At 62.2% G+C, this 17,409-nt stretch carries 10 protein-coding genes; 5 read left to right on the top strand and 5 right to left on the bottom strand.

The annotated features are described in order from the left end of the window. Window positions 1-32: 32 nt before the first annotated feature. Together CW354_RS12800 and queG are read left to right on the top strand one after the other, a co-directional pair. Complete coding sequence (locus CW354_RS12800; protein WP_104830493.1) at window positions 33-716, top strand: glutathione S-transferase family protein; 684 nt, start codon at window positions 33-35, stop codon at window positions 714-716. Next, a complete protein-coding gene (gene queG, locus CW354_RS12795; protein WP_104830492.1) occupies window positions 716-1,840 on the top strand; it encodes a tRNA epoxyqueuosine(34) reductase QueG in 1,125 nt (374 codons plus the stop codon). The genes CW354_RS12800 and queG overlap by 1 nt, the downstream gene beginning before the upstream one ends. Here the strand turns inward: queG and CW354_RS12790 are convergent. The 5 genes from CW354_RS12790 to CW354_RS12770 form a co-directional block, all read right to left on the bottom strand. Continuing rightward, a complete protein-coding gene (locus tag CW354_RS12790; RefSeq protein WP_104830491.1) occupies window positions 1,837-4,902 on the bottom strand; it encodes an Ig-like domain-containing protein in 3,066 nt (1,021 codons plus the stop codon). The genes queG and CW354_RS12790 overlap by 4 nt on opposite strands. A gap of 287 nt (window positions 4,903-5,189) precedes the next feature. Beyond that, entirely contained in the window at window positions 5,190-6,386 is a 1,197-nt protein-coding gene (locus CW354_RS12785) for a glycosyltransferase family 2 protein (RefSeq protein ID WP_104830490.1), read from the bottom strand. Beyond that, complete coding sequence (locus tag CW354_RS12780) at window positions 6,383-8,563, bottom strand: AAA family ATPase (RefSeq protein ID WP_104830489.1); 2,181 nt, start codon at window positions 8,561-8,563, stop codon at window positions 6,383-6,385. The genes CW354_RS12785 and CW354_RS12780 overlap by 4 nt, the downstream gene beginning before the upstream one ends. 68 nt (window positions 8,564-8,631) lie before the next feature. Then, window positions 8,632-11,055 (bottom strand): tetratricopeptide repeat protein, encoded by a 2,424-nt coding sequence (locus CW354_RS12775; RefSeq protein ID WP_165793693.1) that lies wholly within the window; start codon window positions 11,053-11,055, stop codon window positions 8,632-8,634. Window positions 11,056-11,125: 70 nt separating this feature from the next. Beyond that, entirely contained in the window at window positions 11,126-12,346 is a 1,221-nt protein-coding gene (locus CW354_RS12770) for a WecB/TagA/CpsF family glycosyltransferase (RefSeq protein WP_165793692.1), read from the bottom strand. 485 nt (window positions 12,347-12,831) lie between these two features. On the opposite strand from CW354_RS12770, the gene xrtD reads away from it, so the two are divergent. From xrtD to CW354_RS12755, 3 genes are all read left to right on the top strand, one after another. Beyond that, a complete protein-coding gene (gene xrtD, locus CW354_RS12765; protein WP_104830486.1) occupies window positions 12,832-14,460 on the top strand; it encodes a VPLPA-CTERM-specific exosortase XrtD in 1,629 nt (542 codons plus the stop codon). Between the two features lie 297 nt (window positions 14,461-14,757). Continuing rightward, entirely contained in the window at window positions 14,758-16,398 is a 1,641-nt protein-coding gene (locus CW354_RS12760; protein WP_104830485.1) for a hypothetical protein, read from the top strand. A 35-nt stretch (window positions 16,399-16,433) separates the two neighbouring features. Further along, entirely contained in the window at window positions 16,434-17,330 is an 897-nt protein-coding gene (locus CW354_RS12755; protein WP_104830484.1) for a CpsD/CapB family tyrosine-protein kinase, read from the top strand. Window positions 17,331-17,409 lie beyond the last annotated feature (79 nt).

Here is a 17,409-nt window from a genome sequence, read left to right as displayed (position 1 = left end):
CTTTGCAACTCAGCCGGGTTAGGCGCTGACGAATGCGCACCCTCTTTCACATGCCCCTCGATCCGGCCTCGCGGGCGATCCGTTTCGCCATGGCGGAAAAAGGACTGCCGGCGCAGCTCGTGGAAAAGCGGCCCTGGGCGGATGAGGACGGAACGCTCGCCGCGGCGAACCCGGCGGGCGCGGTGCCGGTGCTGATCGACGAGCCGCCCACGGGGGGCGAAATCGCCGTCTCGCCCGCAAGCGCCATCATCGAATATCTGGAAGAAGCTTATGAGAGCGGGCCGCTGCTGCCGGCGACGTCGGCGGGGCGGGCGGAGGCGCGCCGGCTTAGCGCCTGGTTTCTCGACAAGTTCGAAGCGGAAGTCAGCGTCTTCACCCTGCGCGAGCGGGTGGACAAAAGGCTGATGCGCCGCGGCCAGCCCGATTACGAACTCCTGAAAGCCGGCGCCGACGCCCTCGCCTGGCATCTCGACTACGCGGCCTGGCTGCTCGACCAGCGTCACTGGCTCGCCGGCGAAAAGATGACCATCGCCGACATCGCCGCCGCCGCGCAATTGTCGGCGCTCGACTATATCGACTTCGTGCCCTGGGAGAAATTTCCGCCGGTGAAGGACTGGTATGCGCGGCTGAAGTCGCGCCCGGCCATGCGCCCGATCCTGCGCGACCGCATCGACGGCCTGCCGCCGCCGGCTCATTACGACAATCCGGATTTTTAATGACAAAGACGGCGGACGATATCGCCGCCCGCATTCGCGCGCTGGCGGGCGAATGCGGGTTTGACGCTGTCGGCTTTACGCCGGCGGCGCTGCCGGACAGTTTTCGCGAAAGGCTGATGCGTTTTCTGGCGCTCGGACGCCATGGCGAGATGGGCTGGCTCGAAGCGCGGGCCGGCGAACGCGCGCATCCGCAGTCTCTCTGGAAAGACGCGAAGTCCGTGATCATGCTCGGCATGAATTACGGGCCGGACCACGACCCGATGGCGGCGCTCGAACAAAAATCCAGCGGCGTTCTTTCCGTTTACGCCCATAACCGCGATTATCACGACCTCGTCAAAAAACGCCTGAAGCGCGCCGCCCGCGCGCTCGCCGAAGAAACCGGCGCGGAGGTCAAGGTCTTTGTCGATACGGCGCCGGTGATGGAAAAACCGCTTGCCGCGCGCGCCGGGATCGGCTGGCAGGGAAAGCACACCAATCTCGTTTCCCGCGAGTTCGGATCATGGCTGTTTCTCGGCGCGATTTTCACGACGCTGGAGCTCGCCCCCGACGAGGCCGAACGCGATCATTGCGGCACCTGCCGCAACTGCCTCGACATCTGTCCGACAAACGCGTTCCCCGCGCCCTATCAGCTCGATGCGACGCGCTGCATTTCTTATCTCACGATCGAGCATCAAGGCCCGATCCCGCGCGAGTTGAGGAAGGCCATGGGCAACCGCATCTATGGCTGCGACGATTGCCTCGCTGTTTGTCCGTGGAACAAATTCGCGCAAAGGGCCCGCGAAAGCGCGTTTCACGCGAGGGAAGATTTAAGCCGGCCCTTGTTGAGCGAGCTCGCCGGCCTCGACGACGCGGCGTTCCGGACGAAATTCTCCGGCTCGCCGGTGAAACGCACGGGCCGCAACCGCTTTGTGCGCAATGTGCTGATCGCGATCGGCAATTCCGGCGATGAACGCCTCTCCGATTGCGCGGAGACGCTCATTGAGGATGAAAGTCCGCTGGTGCGCGGTGCTGCGGTCTGGGCGCTCGCGCAATTACGCCCCGGTGATATTGAAGACTTGCGCGCGCGTTATCACGCGCAGGAAGACGACGCGGAAGTCAGGGCCGAATGGGAAGCCGCCGGTTAGACTTCGATGGTGACGTGGCCCTTGTCGAACTGGCCATTATTGTCTTCAACCCAGTACCAGAATTCGTCCGTGCCTGAAAAATTCGGATCCGGCGCATAGGTCACCGTGTTGTCGTCGTTCAAAAACACCTGACCATGGGTCGGCTGAACGATGCCGTCGACTCTTGTCGTGTCGCCGTCGGGATCGAAGTCGTTCGCCAGGACGTCGATGATAACGCTTTCTTCAACGCCGGGCGCAGTGGCGGAATCGTCGACAGCCACAGGCGCGTTGCTGTTGCGGTCGAGAACGCCATGATACTCCGGGGCCACGTCAAACACATTGGGACCTTTCTCCCATGTGACGAAATGCGAGATTTTGTCGGCCTCGCCGGTGACGCGGTCAACGAAATACTGCTCGATTTGCGTGACGATCCGGCCATCGGAAAGCGTCCAGTAGCCTTCGGCGGCCACCGCGCCCCGAACCGCCAGAAGATTGATATATTCCGGATCCCAAGTGGGAGAGATCGGCCCTTCGCCGAGACTGTCCGTTTTCGTTCCGCTCAGAACAAAAGAGTCTGCGCCCGGGTCCGGCACGCCCCAGATGCCGTCATAATCCGGATCGATGAGAAGGTCGCCCGTGCGCAAATCACTGCTGGACAGCAGCCTGTCGTGCGCCGGGTCGAAAGTCGGCATGTCCTCGCCATTGTTCTTTAAATCAAGATCAACGAAGACATAGTCCCAGTTATTGTCAAATGTCGGATCCAGCCCCGTGGTGTTCTTGTTGTAATAGATGCCTTCTTGGAAGCCGTCCACGGTCGCGCCGTTCACCACGGTGCTGAACACCGAATTCGCGTATTCAATGCCCCTAAAACCGAGCACGCCGCCGCCCGCGCCCGTCGAGCCGACGACATCGATATTTTCCAGCGTATAGTGCGCCGTATATTGCAGCTCGACGCCGGTCTCGACTTCCCAACCGGTGAAATCCTTAATGATTGACCGGTCGTCGTGATACTGCTTGGAGTTCGATTTGACGACCTGCAGGCCGAGATTGACGGCGATCGCCTCGTTCCCCTCGAACTGCGAAATCGACGGCAGCGCAATGTCTACTTTATCCCAATAGTGCATCGTCTCCGGAAAATCCGCATTCACACTGTCGATGGGAATCGTCTGGCCGGCGCCGCGGGTCATGTAGACAAAGCCCTGGCCGCCGGGCGAGCCCGCCGCGACATTGTCGAGCGCGTCCACGAGGCGGCCCTGAAACCAGAAATTTACGCCGGAGCGGCCAAGGTCGAACGCCACAACATCCTCAAACCATTTCGGCGCCGCCGCCGTGCCGACCGTCCTGATGGATATGTTGTGGACCCAACGGCCGATCTCATTGCCGGTTTCAGCGACAAACCCGGCGCCCCAGGTATCGTAGGCCGCATTGTCGGCGAGAATCGCATTTGAGTCATGGTGCACGTAGCCCCAGCCCGGCGAGCCCCAGACGGAGTTGCCGACAAGCATTGCAGGGTTTTCGGGATCGTCGACGCCCAGATGGTGCAAATGCAGCGAATAGCGGGCCTTGACGTTGGAATCGCTTTCGACCGTGTCGAGATCTTCGACATCGAATGCCCGGTGCGATTTGTCTGTCCGGCCAAGGTCCAGAAACTCCGCATAGCGAACGTCGATATCATCCGACATCATCAGCATGACATGGCCCCGCTGATAGACCGGAAGATCATCTGCGTTTTCGGTTTGAACGCGCACATTGCGCGTGTAATTCGCCACATAGGCCTTGAGGTCGGAACGCGCGCCTTCATGATCGAATTCGAGCGGACGGTCGAAATTCACCACATTGCCGCTGATGCTGGTGATAATCAGCTCTTCGTCTTCTGTCTCGTTAATCATCGCCTCGTTAGGATCCTGCCCGATTGTCTCGGTCAGATGCGTGCCGGTCAGCACCAGCTTGTCGCCGACCCGCCATCCTTCCGGAACGCTTTCCAGGGTGAGCGACGTGTCGCCGGCCATCGGATCCGCCGCCACTTTAAGAAACGTATCCTTGTACGCGCCGTGGATTTCGACATCGCCGTTGGTGATCACGCCGCGTGAGACAAGCGTGGGATCCCATTCGACATCGATCGGCCCGTTATCCGCGATTTGAATGATCGTCTGAACATTCGGGCTCACCGGATTGTCCTGCGTGCCGATCGTCAAGCGTCCGACTTGGCTCACGACCAGCGTGTCCACCTCCATAAAGGTGTCCTCATCAGTCGCAAAATCCAGCGCGCCATCGACGCGAACCGTAAACAGCGAAACCGGGCTTTCGCCGTCATAGAGCACTTCAATACCCTCGGGGATGAGGACCTTCGCCCCTTCGCCGGGAATTTCGCCGTCCGCCCAGGTGTTGGGATCGAACCATGAGCCGTTGTTGACGGCGACATGAGTCGCCTCGCTGATCGGCACCAGCTCCATGACGGCCATGTGCATGCCATGCGCGGCGTGATCCATGCCGTCTTGATCCATGGCGCCGACATGAAGCTCGACGCCTGCCTGGCTGAGATTGCCGTTGCTGTCGCGCACTTCGTAGAAGAAATTCGCGACGCCTTCATAGCCGGAGTCCGGCGTAAACCGGACAAGCCCGTCAATCAGATGGACTTCGCCATGGCTCGCGCCAAAGACGCGAACGATCTCCAGCGTCGCGTCTTGAGGTTTCTGGTCATTGGCGAACAAGTCGTCAGGCGAGATGAGAATGTCGCTGTTCAAATCGGAATGATACCCTGCGTCGTTCACGGCCTGAACCGTCGCCGGCGGGGCAGTCGGCGCAGTCGGCGCCGTCGGGGCGTCCTGGGCGTCCGGAGCGGGCGGCGGCGCCCCTTCCTGATCGGCAAGCGCGCCGCCTTCATCGCCAAGCGTCAGGCAGCCTTCCGTCGCCAGCAAGGGCGCCAGGAGCGCGGCCTGGGAGAGCCGCTGCTTTACGCCGGATTTGCCGCGGGAGCGACCGCGCTTTTTCGCGCCGGGCAGCAGCCCCTTGTTGGCGGCTTCCACAAGATCCGTGAAATCACCTGCGAAACGGGAATTCCGGGCGTATGCATCGAAACTCATAACGGTCCCATATAAAAACTGACGCAACCAGAAGGAAAACGTAGCGGAGGGCCCGCAAAAGATTCATTGACGGTTTTGTTAGAATTAAATCCGACTTGGCTAATTTACTGGCCTATGGCGGATGTTACGCAGAGTTAATCGCTAACGGGCGGAACTCGATATTTCGTTTCTCAAATGACGAAAACGCGCCGAATTCGTAAACAAACGTTTCTTTCCGGTTAATCCCGCCCGCTTAACCCCGCCAGGGACGACCGGCCCGAAGACGCATAATGTGCGCAAGAGTCCGTTTATCCGTTTTCACCGCCCGAATCACCGCGCGTCGGCGTCCATGACTTCGCACTTTTGCGCCCATGCGATCCGAATACGGATGCTTTTGACGCAAGAAGCGCAAAAAGCCCGCCCAATGATTCGGGCGGCAACGCGTCGCGTCCGTAACGCCGCCAGCCGGCGACGACCGCCGCCGCCGCGATGACAAGCGCGCAAAGCGCGAGTGCGAAAAGCATCCATGCGCCAACAAACAATCCCGCCAGAAAACCAAACAACACAAGCATCGTCAGCGCAGCCGCAAACACCGTCAGCGGCGGCACCATCAGATCGACGGCGGCGCCGATCTGGGAAGGCCGGCCTTTAAAGACGCCTTCGAGCAACGCCGCCAGCCCCGCGCGCGCCGAATAGCGCATGGACCCGATGGACCAGCGCGCAGCCTGCCGCGTCAGCGCCGCATCGTCTGTCGGAAACTCGCTGACGACAAGCGCGTCCGCAACCAGCATCGGCGGCGCGCCTTTGCGAATCAGCGCCATGGTCAGCGCCAGGTCTTCAACGATTTCACCGGAAGCAAGTTGAAGATCGGCGAGCGCCGGCCATGGCGCGGCGAACCCGGCGCCGGTGAAACGCGTGACGTTGAACAGACGCTGCAGTCCGCGCATGCGGGCGTTGTTCATGAAGGCCCAGGCGAATTCCGACGCCTGAAGACGCGGGCCCGCGCCGGCCGGCGCCGTCATCAGATAAAGCGCCTGCGCCGGCCGGCCGGAGGCCTGCGCCGCCGCCGCCACGCGCTGCAGCGCCCCCGGCGCGAACTGACAGTCAGCATCGCTGAAAACGACGATCGCCGGCGGCGCGCGCCGCAAATGATCGAGCGCGAATTGCAACGCATAGCCCTTGCCGCGCCGCGACGGATCGTTGCGTTCGATGACGTCGACTCCGGCGGCGCGCGCAATATCGGCGGTCTGGTCGGCGCAATTGTCGGCGACCACGAGAATGCGGTCGCCCTCGCGCACGCAGCCGCGCACATTCTCCAGCACCGGCGCAATGGTTCCGGCTTCGTTGTGGGCGGGAATGACCACGACAAAGGGCGGCGCCGGCGCATCCGCGCGCTCTTCATCGCGCGCGCTCAAGGCCGCGGCGATTTCAAGCGCAAGAAAAATCGAAAACGCCAGCCCCGCCAGGACAAGCGGCGTCAGCAAGAGATAGACAAGCAGGGTCATCGCGCCGGACGATCGCCGCCGAACCAGAAACGCAAAACGCCGAGCGCTTCGGGAATCCGGCCGAGCACGGCGCCGAAGGCGCCGCCCCAGGAAGAAAGCCTGAACGGCCCGCGCACAAGAAGACTCGCGAGAATTTTCAGTCCGTATATGCCGGCGCCGGCGGCGAGCACGCCGGCGGCCACCAGCGGGGCCTGCATCATCGGCGCAAGCTTCGAGGCCACCAGCGCGCCAAGACCGGCGGAAGCGAGAATGAAAAGCGGAAAGACAAGGCCCCAGATAATCGCGTTCAGGGTCTGGCCGACGCCGTGCCGCTCCGGCGGGCCGCCATGCAGCGACATGGCGTAGGCGTTGTCGAAGCCGCGCAAGACCGAACGGCCCCACCAGCCGCGCCGGCGGCGCTGCGCATTGATGGCCATGTCCGCCTCAAGCCGCCAGATATGGGAGCCGCGGCGGCGCTGACGGATGCAAAGATCGTCGACCTCGCAAGACAACAGATCGCCGCGAAAACCGCCGGCGGCCTCAAACGCATCGGCGCGCACAAAAGCGCCGCCGCCGGCGACAGAGACGATTTCGCCCGCCGCATCGCGCAGGCGCTGTTCAGCGAGCGTCGGAAAAGAGAACAATTCGCCCTTGCTGTTGCGCATGCGCCCGTCAATGACGGCGACCTCGGGCCGGCGCTGCATGAAATTTTCCGCCGCGCTCAGCCAATCCGGATCGAGCGCCGCGCCGGCTTCGATAAACTGCACATAAGAAAGATCCGGCGCGATCTTTTTCAATTGTCTGTAGCCGGCGTTTTTCGCCCGTCCGCCGGTCTGCAGCCCCTTGCCCGGTTCGACGATTTCGGCGCCCGCTTTCCTGGCTTGCGCGATCGCTTCGTTCATCGCCGTCATGGGGACAAACACCACCGGCCGCCCGTCCCCTACGGAGCGAATGGAGGCTTCGGGCGACACGCGCGGATCGGCGCCGACGATCACGACGCCGGTGACGGGCGGCTCTTGCAGGGCCGGTTCAGGCGCAATTTCGTAAGCTTCTTCCTGGCGGGGAGCCGGCTCACGTTCCGGCGCTCCATAAGCGTCCGCTTCGTGCGCCGGCTCATAGGCGGGCGCGGACGGCGCATGCGCGTCAGGCGGGGAAAGATCGCTGCCCGCCGGCATCAACCGCGCCCGCACATCGGCGCGCACGCCGGCGCGCTGCTCCGCCGCCGCGCCGGGAGAAACACGGTTGCCTTCGTCCGGGCCGGGAGCATACGCAGGCCCCGCCGCCTCGTAAGCCGCGCGATTTTGCTCGCCGACAAAAGCGTCCGGCCCTTCTCCGTCATCCTCATCCGAAGAGATCGGCCCCACGCCCGGCTCATTGGCGGCGATGCCGAAGACGCCGTAAGCTTTTTTATCGCGCACGACGCTGCGGATCGTCTCCACGCCGACGACGAGGTCCTCTGCGGAAAATGCATAAACGAGCGCCGTGTCGGCGATAATGTTGATGACGCGCGGAACGCCGCGCGATTGCTCCGCAATCAGGTCAATAGCGCGCTCGGTGAAAACCCGGCGGCGGCAGCCGGCGATCGACAACCGCGTTTCGATATAAGAGTGGACTTCTTCGCGGCTCAGCGGCGTTAAGTGAAAATCCGAGCCGATGCGCTGCGCCAGCTGCAACAGCTCAGGCCGGTTGAGAACGTCTTTCAATTCCGGCTGGCCGACCAGGATCAACTGTAAAAGCTGGTCCTTGCCGGCGTTGATGTTGGAAAGGAGTCTCAACTCCTCCAGCATGTCCATCGACAGGTTCTGCGCCTCGTCGATGATCAGGACGACGCGTTTGCCCTTGGCGTATTCGCCGATGAAAAAGCTCTGGAGCTGGGAGAAGAGCGCCACGTGATTGTCGTCGCTGAAGGGCTGCCCGAACCCCATCAGCACCCAGCTCAAAAGGTCGCCCCGCCCTTCCTGAATATTGGAGAGCAGCGTCACCGTATGGGTGTCGGACAGCTGATCGAGCAGCCGGTGGATCAGCGTGGTCTTGCCGCAGCCGACCTCGCCGGTGATGACGGAAATCCCGGCATAGTTCAGAACGCCGTATTCCAGCATCGCATAGGCGAGCCTGTGGGTCCGCCCCCAATACAGGAAGGACGGATCCGGCTGTATGGAAAACGGTTTTTCCGCTAGGCCGAAAAACTGCTCGTACATTCGTTCAACGCATCCAATCGGCGCCAGCGGCGCTGCATCGTAAACGGACGACTACGCGTCTCGCGCCGCTACAGGCGGTCTAGCAGCGTCCGCACTTCGTTGACAAATGCGAAATCCTCTCCGCTGACGGAAAGCGCTTTTTCCAGCGTGGCTTTCGCAGCGGCTTCATCGCCCGAAGCGGCCTGGGCGGCGCCCAGATGATAAAGGATCTCGCCATTGTTCTCAGCGCCCGCCGCCGCTTCTTTAAGATATTGAAGCGCCTTGTCATATTCGCCGGCGCGGTAATAAGCCCAGCCGACGGTGTCGCGAAAATACGGATTGCCGAGATTTTCGATCACTTTGGCGACTTCCAGCGCGCGGGCGACGCTTTTCTCGTCCTGACGCAGATCGCTCGACAGGCTGACGAAATTGTTCGCGATAATCCGGTCGTTCGGACGGACCTTGATCAGCTCCGAATAAAGGTCGAGCGCCTCCTCGCGCCTGCCTTGCGACAGCAGAACATCCGCCTTGTAAACCTTGAGCGCGTCGTTGTCGGGCGCCGCGGCAAGACCGCGTTCGATCAGCGCCGCCGCCTTGTCCTGCTGGCCGCGGCTGAGATAGGTCCGGTACAGAATTTCATAGGCCTGCGCGCGGTCGGGACTGGCTTGGGTCGCTTTCACCAGAGTCGATTCGGCGTCTTCCATCTGGCCTTTCTCGCTATAAACGCGCGCAAGAAGAATGAGCGCCGGGTAGTTGTCCGGCTCATTCTCAAGCATCCGCTCGAGCATGGCTTCGGCTTCGTCCGTGCGGTCCTGGCGAATATAGGCGTTGACGAGCGCCGCCAGGGGCTGCGTATCGAGCGGCCTTTGGGCCTGGCGCTCATTCAGCGTTTCAATGACGCTGTCATAATCTTCGAGCCCCACATAGGCGGCGGCCTTGACATTGGACCCGAGCGCGCTGTCGCCGCCAGCGCGTTCGATCATTTCGCCCACTTCCTCGGCGCCGCGCCAGTCCTGACGCGCAAGCCGGATCGAGGCGAGCAGCTTCATGTTTTCGACATCATCCTCATGCGCGGCGAGCGAATCCAGAAGCACCTCCTCGGCGCGGTCCGCATCCTTCTGGCGCAGAAGGAATTTGGCGAAATGGTTCGCCACATTCGGGTCGCGATTGCTGTTTTCAAAAGACTTGGCGAGTTCGGCCCGGGCGAAGCTGGCGTTGCCCTGCGCTTCGAAAGCGGCGGACATCAGGACATTCGCCTGATACGTATCGGGGCTGTTGTCGAGAACCGTGCGCAAATCCACGATCGCCTGATCGTACTCTTCCGCTTCGATCTCGAACGCGGCCCTGCGCAACAGCGCCTGGGTGTTGCGGTCGTCAGCAGCGAGAATTTCATCCGTAAGCGCGTGCGCGGCCTCCTTGTCGCCGGAGTTCATAAGCGTCCCGGCAAGCTTGTTTTTGGCGCGAAGCGAAATGTCGATATCGTCGCTGCCGGCAAGCTCGTCTAAGAGGTCATTCGCTTTTTCAGGCGTGTCTTCGCCCAGATAGTAATCAACGAGCGCGAATTTGAGATCCACATTGTCCGGGTCCGCCTCAACATAGCTTTTCAGTTTCGCTTCGGCGGCGGCGTTCCCCTCACCCGCCTTGATCACGCGAACGACATCCATCTTCACAGCGAGATTGCCGGGCTCTTTCTCGACCACGGCTTCAAGTTGTTTGCGCGCCGCCTCATATTCTCCAAGGCGGATCAATTCGCCCGCGTAAACACGGCGATACGCCGTTTGTTCCGGGAAGAGCTCGATCATGCGGGCATAGGCCTCGCGCACGTCATCTGTGCGGTCGAGGCTCTGGAGAACATAGATGCGCAGGAGCTGCAGCATCGCCAGCTGGGGATCGATGTCGAGCGCCTTGTCGAGTTCGGCGAGCGCCTCTTCCTTTTCATTCTTCGTCATATGATCGGTGACGATCACCGTCACCGCTTCAGGATTGGCGGGATCCCGCCCCAGCACTTGGCGGGCGAGTTCGACCGCGCTGGCGTTGTCGCCGATTTTCAACAGGACGCCCGCTTTCAACGCCATGGCGTCGAGATTGTCGGGCTCGAGCTCCAGGGCTTTCTCGGCTTCCTCAAGCGCCGCCGTTTCGTCGCTGCCGAGAAGATAAATCTTGCCGATCTTCACACGCGCATCGACCTGGTTCGGATCGAGACGCAAGACGCGCTGCAGATAGCTGAACATGCCTTGAAAATCCTGCCGCTGCTCGGCGATCTCTGCGAGACCGAGCAGCGCCGGGACGTTTTCCTCGTCGATTTTCAGCACATTTTGATACTGGATATAGGCCTTGGTCAGCTCGCCGTTTTCGAAAAATTCGGCGGCTTCGTTGGAATAGCGCTCGACCTTCTGCTCCGGCGACGCGCAGGCCGCCGACATCGCCAGGAGAGACACGGCGGCCAGCCGCGAAACGCGCCAAGGACGCGCGTTTTTCACTGCGCGCATGAAATGTTTTGCTGATGCCGTCATGTTCTCCACCCTTTTCTTCAAGAACCGTTGATGTGCCACTAATGGGCTCCCGTTACAATGAAATCCTGTTTCAAACCGCCGCCTTGCGGGCCGTCGCGGCGTCCGCGCCGGAGACGTCCGCGGCCTGCGCGGGCGCATAGCGCATGCGGTTGGCGGCGAGGAGCGCCGCCACATTCCGGTTTGCGCCGGAAATGCGGATTTGGGCGCCGGCGCGTCCGAGATGCTTTTCCAGCATCAAAAGCTGGCCGAGAAAGGCGCGATCGACCCGGCCGGCGCCGCTGAAATCGAGCCGCACGGACTTGCCGCGCGCGGCCGCGGCGCGGAACGCCTCGCGCACGGGAGCGAGATTTCGATGGCCCAGATCGCCGGAGAGCCGGATGATCGTTTCCGCCGGCGCGGCTTCGAGATCAGCGCCGGCTTCGCCAGCCGCGTCCAGCCGCCTGCGGCCGAGCTGCGGGGCCAGCCCGGTCAGGACGAGACGGGCGAGACCGAGACCGTCTTTATAGTACCGCTTCCAAAGGGAAGGCTCTTCCTTGATCCGCCAGGCCCATTCGAGACCGGCCCTGGCGACCCATTGCGGCGCGCGGGCGACGCCGCCGGCAGTGAAATCGACAACGGCGCCGAGATGAGACATCACCGGCGCGGTCAGCCGGCCCTGATTACGGTCGATCCAGGCCTGGCCTTTGGCGGCGCCGAGCGCGACCACGATGAAATCCGCCTCCGCCGCATTGATTTCGTCGATCACGGCGTCCGAACTCATGGCGTCAACATCGCCGAACCCGGGATTGAGCCAGCCGACGGCCTCAAGACCGCCGCGTTCGCGGTTGAGGGCCTCGGCCGCCGCTTCGGCCGCGCCGTCGCGCCCGCCGAAGAAAAAGACTTTAAGACGCCGGCCTGCAAAACCCGGGCGGCGGCGCAGCGCTTCGAAAAGATCGGAACCGGCGACGCGCGACGGCACGGGCACGCCGAGGAGCTTCGCCATCATCACCAGCGGAGCGCCGTCGACGAGGGAAAGATCGGCGTTCAGGATTTCGCGCCGGGCGGCCGGATCGGCGGCGGCGCGGACCAGAAAATTCACATTCGGCGTCACGAAAGAGAGCTTGCGGCCGGTGCGCGCCGCATCGTCAATCTCGGCCATGGCGCGGGTGATGTCGGCGGCGTCGACGGCCAGCCCCATGAGGCACCACACGTCCCGGTCGAAATCGTCCCGGCGCAGCGGCGCAACCGCCCCTGCGTCCCGCAGCGTGTCACGCTGGGGCTCCTGAGGGGCGAGAGGGTCGGTCATGCTCATTAAAATGCCGCTTTCCATCGTTAACCAGTTAAGGGCGTCTCAGTTCGGAACCGGGAAGGCGGTAAACCACGCTGAACCGCTTTCCCATAGGCTCCTCTCAGCAAAGCGCAGGCCAGATTCACGTCTTGCGTGTTCTTAAGGCTTTATTTACCCCACGAGCTCCCGAAAAGCCTAACCCCGGCGGACGAACCGAGCTCCATGCGGGCAGCCGTCCCCGCGCCGCGCTGCAGCAAGCGCCGCGCCCGGCGCCCGGCGGAAATTTTCGCACGAAAATCGGTTAAGGTTAAAGCCCCGGCCCATTCCTAACAGACCCACGCCAATTTTATCCTTTGAGGCCTTTACTTCCCCGCCGCCAGCCGCAAATGATCTGCGGCGCCGTTTTTGCTCATACGCTGCAAACCGGCTAATCCGCGCATGGGAGAACGCGGAAGGCGCGCCTCAAACAAACACCGCCTTTTCAAATCAGCAGGAAACATCCGTCCGATATGTCAGACAGCAATACCGGCGCAGGCCCCTCCAACACAGGCTTCACCGTACGCCCGATCCATGTCCTCGCCGTGGTCGGGGCCGTCACCGTCTTCGCCTTTTGGGGCGGCATCGAAAACCTGTTCAAACGCTGGGGCGAACAGCAGGAGCTGAGCCACGGCTATTTCCTGCCGCTGATTTCGGCCTGGATGATCTGGGCGCGGCGCGACGCGCTGCGCGGCAGCCTCGGCAAGCCCGCGCTCCTCGGCCTCGCCGGCGTCGCCATCTCCGCAATCGTGCTTGTCCTGTCAGAGTTGACCGTTACCTCGCTGATGATCTTTCAGCACCTTGCAATGATCCTTCTGTTTTCCTCGCTGGCGCTCGGGCTTGGGGGATGGCGCATTTTCTGGCTGACGCTTTTGCCCATCGGCTTCATGCTGTTCATGGTGCCGCCGCCTTACTGGGTGATCACCGTCCTGTCGCAGCAATTCCAGCTCTGGTCGTCGCAGCTCGGCGTCGCGATGATCGATTTTCTCGGCATTCCCGTTTTCCTTTCCGGCAACATTATCGATCTCGGCGATTACAAGCTGCAGGTGGCGGAAGCCTGTTCGGGCCTTCGCTATCTGTTTCCGTTTTTGAGCCTCGGCTTCCTCGCCGCCTATCTGTTCCAGGCGCCGTTATGGCAGCGGGCGATCGTGTTCCTGTCGACAATCCCCATCACCATCTTGATGAACAGTTTCCGGATCGCAGTGACGGGCGTTCTCGTCCAGCGCTTCGGAACCGAACATGCGGAAGGCTTCATTCACATGTTTGAAGGCTGGGTGGTTTTCATCCTGTGCCTCGCGCTTCTGTTCGGGATTATCGCCATTCTGGCGCGGATTTCCGGCAAAAAACCATTCACCGAGTTGCTTGGCCTGCCCGACATCGAGGCCCGGCCGGCTGCTGACAAATGGACAAAAGACCGCTTCATGCTGCATGCGGGGATTTCCATCGCGCTCATCGCGGCGGCGGGCGCCTATGTTCATTTCGGCATTTCCAACATCCTGCGCATTCCCGACCGGACCGATCTCGCCGGCCTGCCTTACGAACTCGAAGGCTGGCGGAGCGACGTGCAGCATGTCGACAGCGCCACCGTCGACGTCCTCGGCGCGGACGATTACATCATCACCAATCTCACCAGCCCCGAAGACGAACGGTTCAACCTTTATATCGCCTATCTGGACATGCAGCGGCACGGGCATAGCTGGCATTCGCCGCGGCAGTGCATCCCCGGCGGGGGCTGGCAGATCGTCGATCACCAAGTCGAGGAGGCCACGCTCTCCGACGGCTCGACTTTCCACTACAACCGCATCGTCATTGAAAACCGCGGCGCGCGCCAGCTTCTCTATTACTGGTACGACCAGCGCAGCCGCCGGATCGCCAACGAATTCGTCATGAAGACCCTTCTGATCTTCGACGCCGTGCGCTTGCGCCGCACCGACGGGGCGATGATCCGCATCATGACGCCGGTCTCCCAGGGCGAGGCGCTCGAGAATGCAGACGTGCGTCTTCAGGGTTTCATGAACACGCTGGACCCGCTGCTCGATCCTTACATTCCGCCCGAAGATGCGCCGACGACGCGGTCCTTCGATCCGAACGAGTACGAATAGGCCGCCAAACCGGGCGCAGCCTTCGCCGCCCCGAGGGGGGGGGGAAACGGGCGCCCGCCGACGGCGAAAATCAATCGCCCGGGCGCCTTATTTTCGGGGCTATCCTGCTCTAAACTCTTGGCCTGCGCCGGAAATCCCGGATTCGCACCTTTTTTGGACGCCCCTTGCGAAAACGGCGCAGGTCTTGCAACTGGAGGGGGTCGGCGCCATCGGGCGTAACGGAACTCGAAAGACGGCCGCGGCCAAGGCGGACGCCGTCCCGGAAAGATACGGCGTCGGAAACGGATATTGAGACCTATGGGTGACGAATTTTCAATCGAAGACGCGCTGATCATCCTGCAGCGGCGCTTTCTGTCTTTCCTCTTGCCGGTTCTGGTCCTCGCGCCTTTGGGGATCATCGCCGTCATGCTGCTGCCGGCGAAATACACCGCGCAAGGCACGATCCTCGTGGAGTCTCAACAAATCCCCACCGACCTGGTCCGCTCGACGGTCAACGCCTATGCGCAGGAGCGGATTTCGACGATCCGCCAGCGGGTCATGACCCGCAACCGCCTGCTTGAGGTTGCGGACGAATACGATCTTTTTCCGCGCTCGCTCGGCCTGTCGGAAAGCGAGCGCGCGGCCCTGATGCGCGAAAGGCTGAAAGTCAACGTGATCACCGCCGCGGGCCGGAACAACCGCGACGGCACTATCGCCTTTACGGTCTCCTATACGGACACCAGCGCGCGCAACGCATATCTGGTCGCCAACAAGTTCATGACGCTGTTCCTCAATGAGGATGTGCGCTCGCGCACCGCCGGCGCCTCCAACACCACGGAATTTTTTGAAAGAGAAGCCAATCGGCTGCGCAACGCAGTCGCTGACATGGAAACCCGGGTCGCCGAGTACAAACAGAAGAACAGCGACGCGCTGCCGGAACATCTGAACATGCATCTCAGCATGCTCGAACGCGCGCGCAGCGACCTCAACGCCGCCAAGACGTCGATTTCCCAGCTCGAGGAAGAGCGCCGTTTTCTGGAAACGCAGCTGATCAGCGGCGCCAGCGGCGACAACAGCGTGACGGCGGAGCTCGCACGTCTCGAGTCGGAGCTGGCGCGCCTTAGAGCCACCTATCGCGACAACTACCCGGAAGTCGTGGCGAAACGCGAAGAGATTGCCTCGATCAAGGCGCGCATGGCGCCGAGCGCCGAGATCCAGCGGCTGCGCGACGGGCTCGCCGCCGCCGAAGACAAACTGACCGCAGCTGAAAATGCGAACCCGGCCGATCCGGAAGCGGTCGCCGCCGCGGAAACAGAGGTCGAGGCCGCGCGCAACGCGCTGAGCGACCGCATTTCAAAAGAAACCCGCAAAGGCGCCTCTGACATTTCCGGCGTTCAGATCGAAGGCCGCATCGCCGTCATCGACAACCGCATCAGAATGTTGAACAAACAGATCGACGAGTTGCTGAAGCAGATCGCCGATCTCGAACAGCGCGTCTCGCGCACGCCGGAAGTCGAACGCGGCATAGCCAATCTCAACCGCGATTACGATAATCTGTTCTCGGAATACCAGGAAGTGCTGGCGAAACAGCAGGATGCTCAGCTCGCGGAAAATCTTGAGGAAAACCGACAGGCGGAGAAATTCTCCATCCTCGAACCGGCGCTGCAGCCGGACAAGCCCTCAAGTCCCGATCGCGGAAAGCTGACTGTCCTCGCGCTCTTCGCCGCGCTCGCCGCCGGCGGCGGCGCGGCGCTCGGCATGGAGCTGTTGCAGGCGAAACTGCGCGGACGCACGCACCTGGCCGGCATAATCGAAGCGCAGCCGATCGCCGTCATTCCCTATATTCACAGCGAGGCGGACAACAAGAACACGCTCTGGCGGCGGTTTATCGGCGGCGCCGCCGGCAAGCTGTTCCGCCGGACGAAGCTGGCGCCGCAGGAGCCGGAGCCGGCGCTATGAAGACTTTGAAAATGGAATTGGGTTAAGGCGTCCTCATGGATCGTATTCGCAACGCGGTCACCCGCGCCCGTCAGAAAAGAGAAGGCCATCGCGCCGAAGCGCCCGCCGTCGACGCGCCTGTCGCCGCGGCGCAGCCGGCGGCCGCCCAGCAGGCCGCCGCTAAACAGACCGCCGCCAAACAGGCCGGCGCCGCCGTGCAGGCGGCGCGCGCGGCCAGGGGGCCCTCGCCTCATGGCGACGATCTCGGCCTCGCCAGGGTCGAATGCGACTTTGAGCATTTCGCCCGCAACCGCATCATCGCCAACGAACAGGATCCCGTCCTGAACGCCTATCGCGTTCTGCGCACCCGCGTCTTGCAGAAGATGGACGCGGAAGGCTGGAAGACTATGGCGGTCGTGTCGCCGGGGGCTGGCGCCGGCAAGACCGTGACGGCGATCAATCTGGCGATCGCGCTCAGCAGCAAGGCCGGGTCGCGCGCCACGCTGATCGATCTCGATTTCTACCGGCCGAGCATCGCCCGCTATCTCGGCATCAGGAATTTCCCTTCAGTGCTCGATTTCTTCGAGGGCAAGTGCGGATTCCGCGACGTCGCCGTCCGGCCCGGCCTTTCCGACATCGTGCTGGCGGCCAATGAACGCGTGACCCGCCGGGGCGCCGAACATCTGACCTCGGCCCGGGCGGACGAGATGATCGAGACGGCCGTCAATGATTTCGGTTCGCGCACGGTGATCTTCGACATGTCGCCGCTTCTTGGCTGCGACGACACCCTCGCCTTCCTGCCGAAGGTCGATTGCGTTCTCCTGGTCGCGGCCAGCGGCGACACGCGGGTTCATGAGCTGAAAGAAGCCAACCGCATTCTCGCCAAATCCAACATTATCGGCACGGTCCTGAACAAGTCCCCGTCCGCCTTCATGCCGAACCAGTATTATTAAAAGCTGCGGGCGGTCTTTCTTCGTCCGCCCGCCCCCGACCGCTCCGGCCCACGCCGCATGTTGCTCAAAAGCTGCAAAC

It is taken from the genome of Hyphococcus luteus (assembly GCF_002943565.1).
In the GTDB taxonomy this organism is placed as follows: domain Bacteria; phylum Pseudomonadota; class Alphaproteobacteria; order Caulobacterales; family Parvularculaceae; genus Hyphococcus; species Hyphococcus luteus.
Note: the sequence above shows the minus strand (reverse complement) of the source record. Positions and strands in the feature narration are given on the sequence as shown.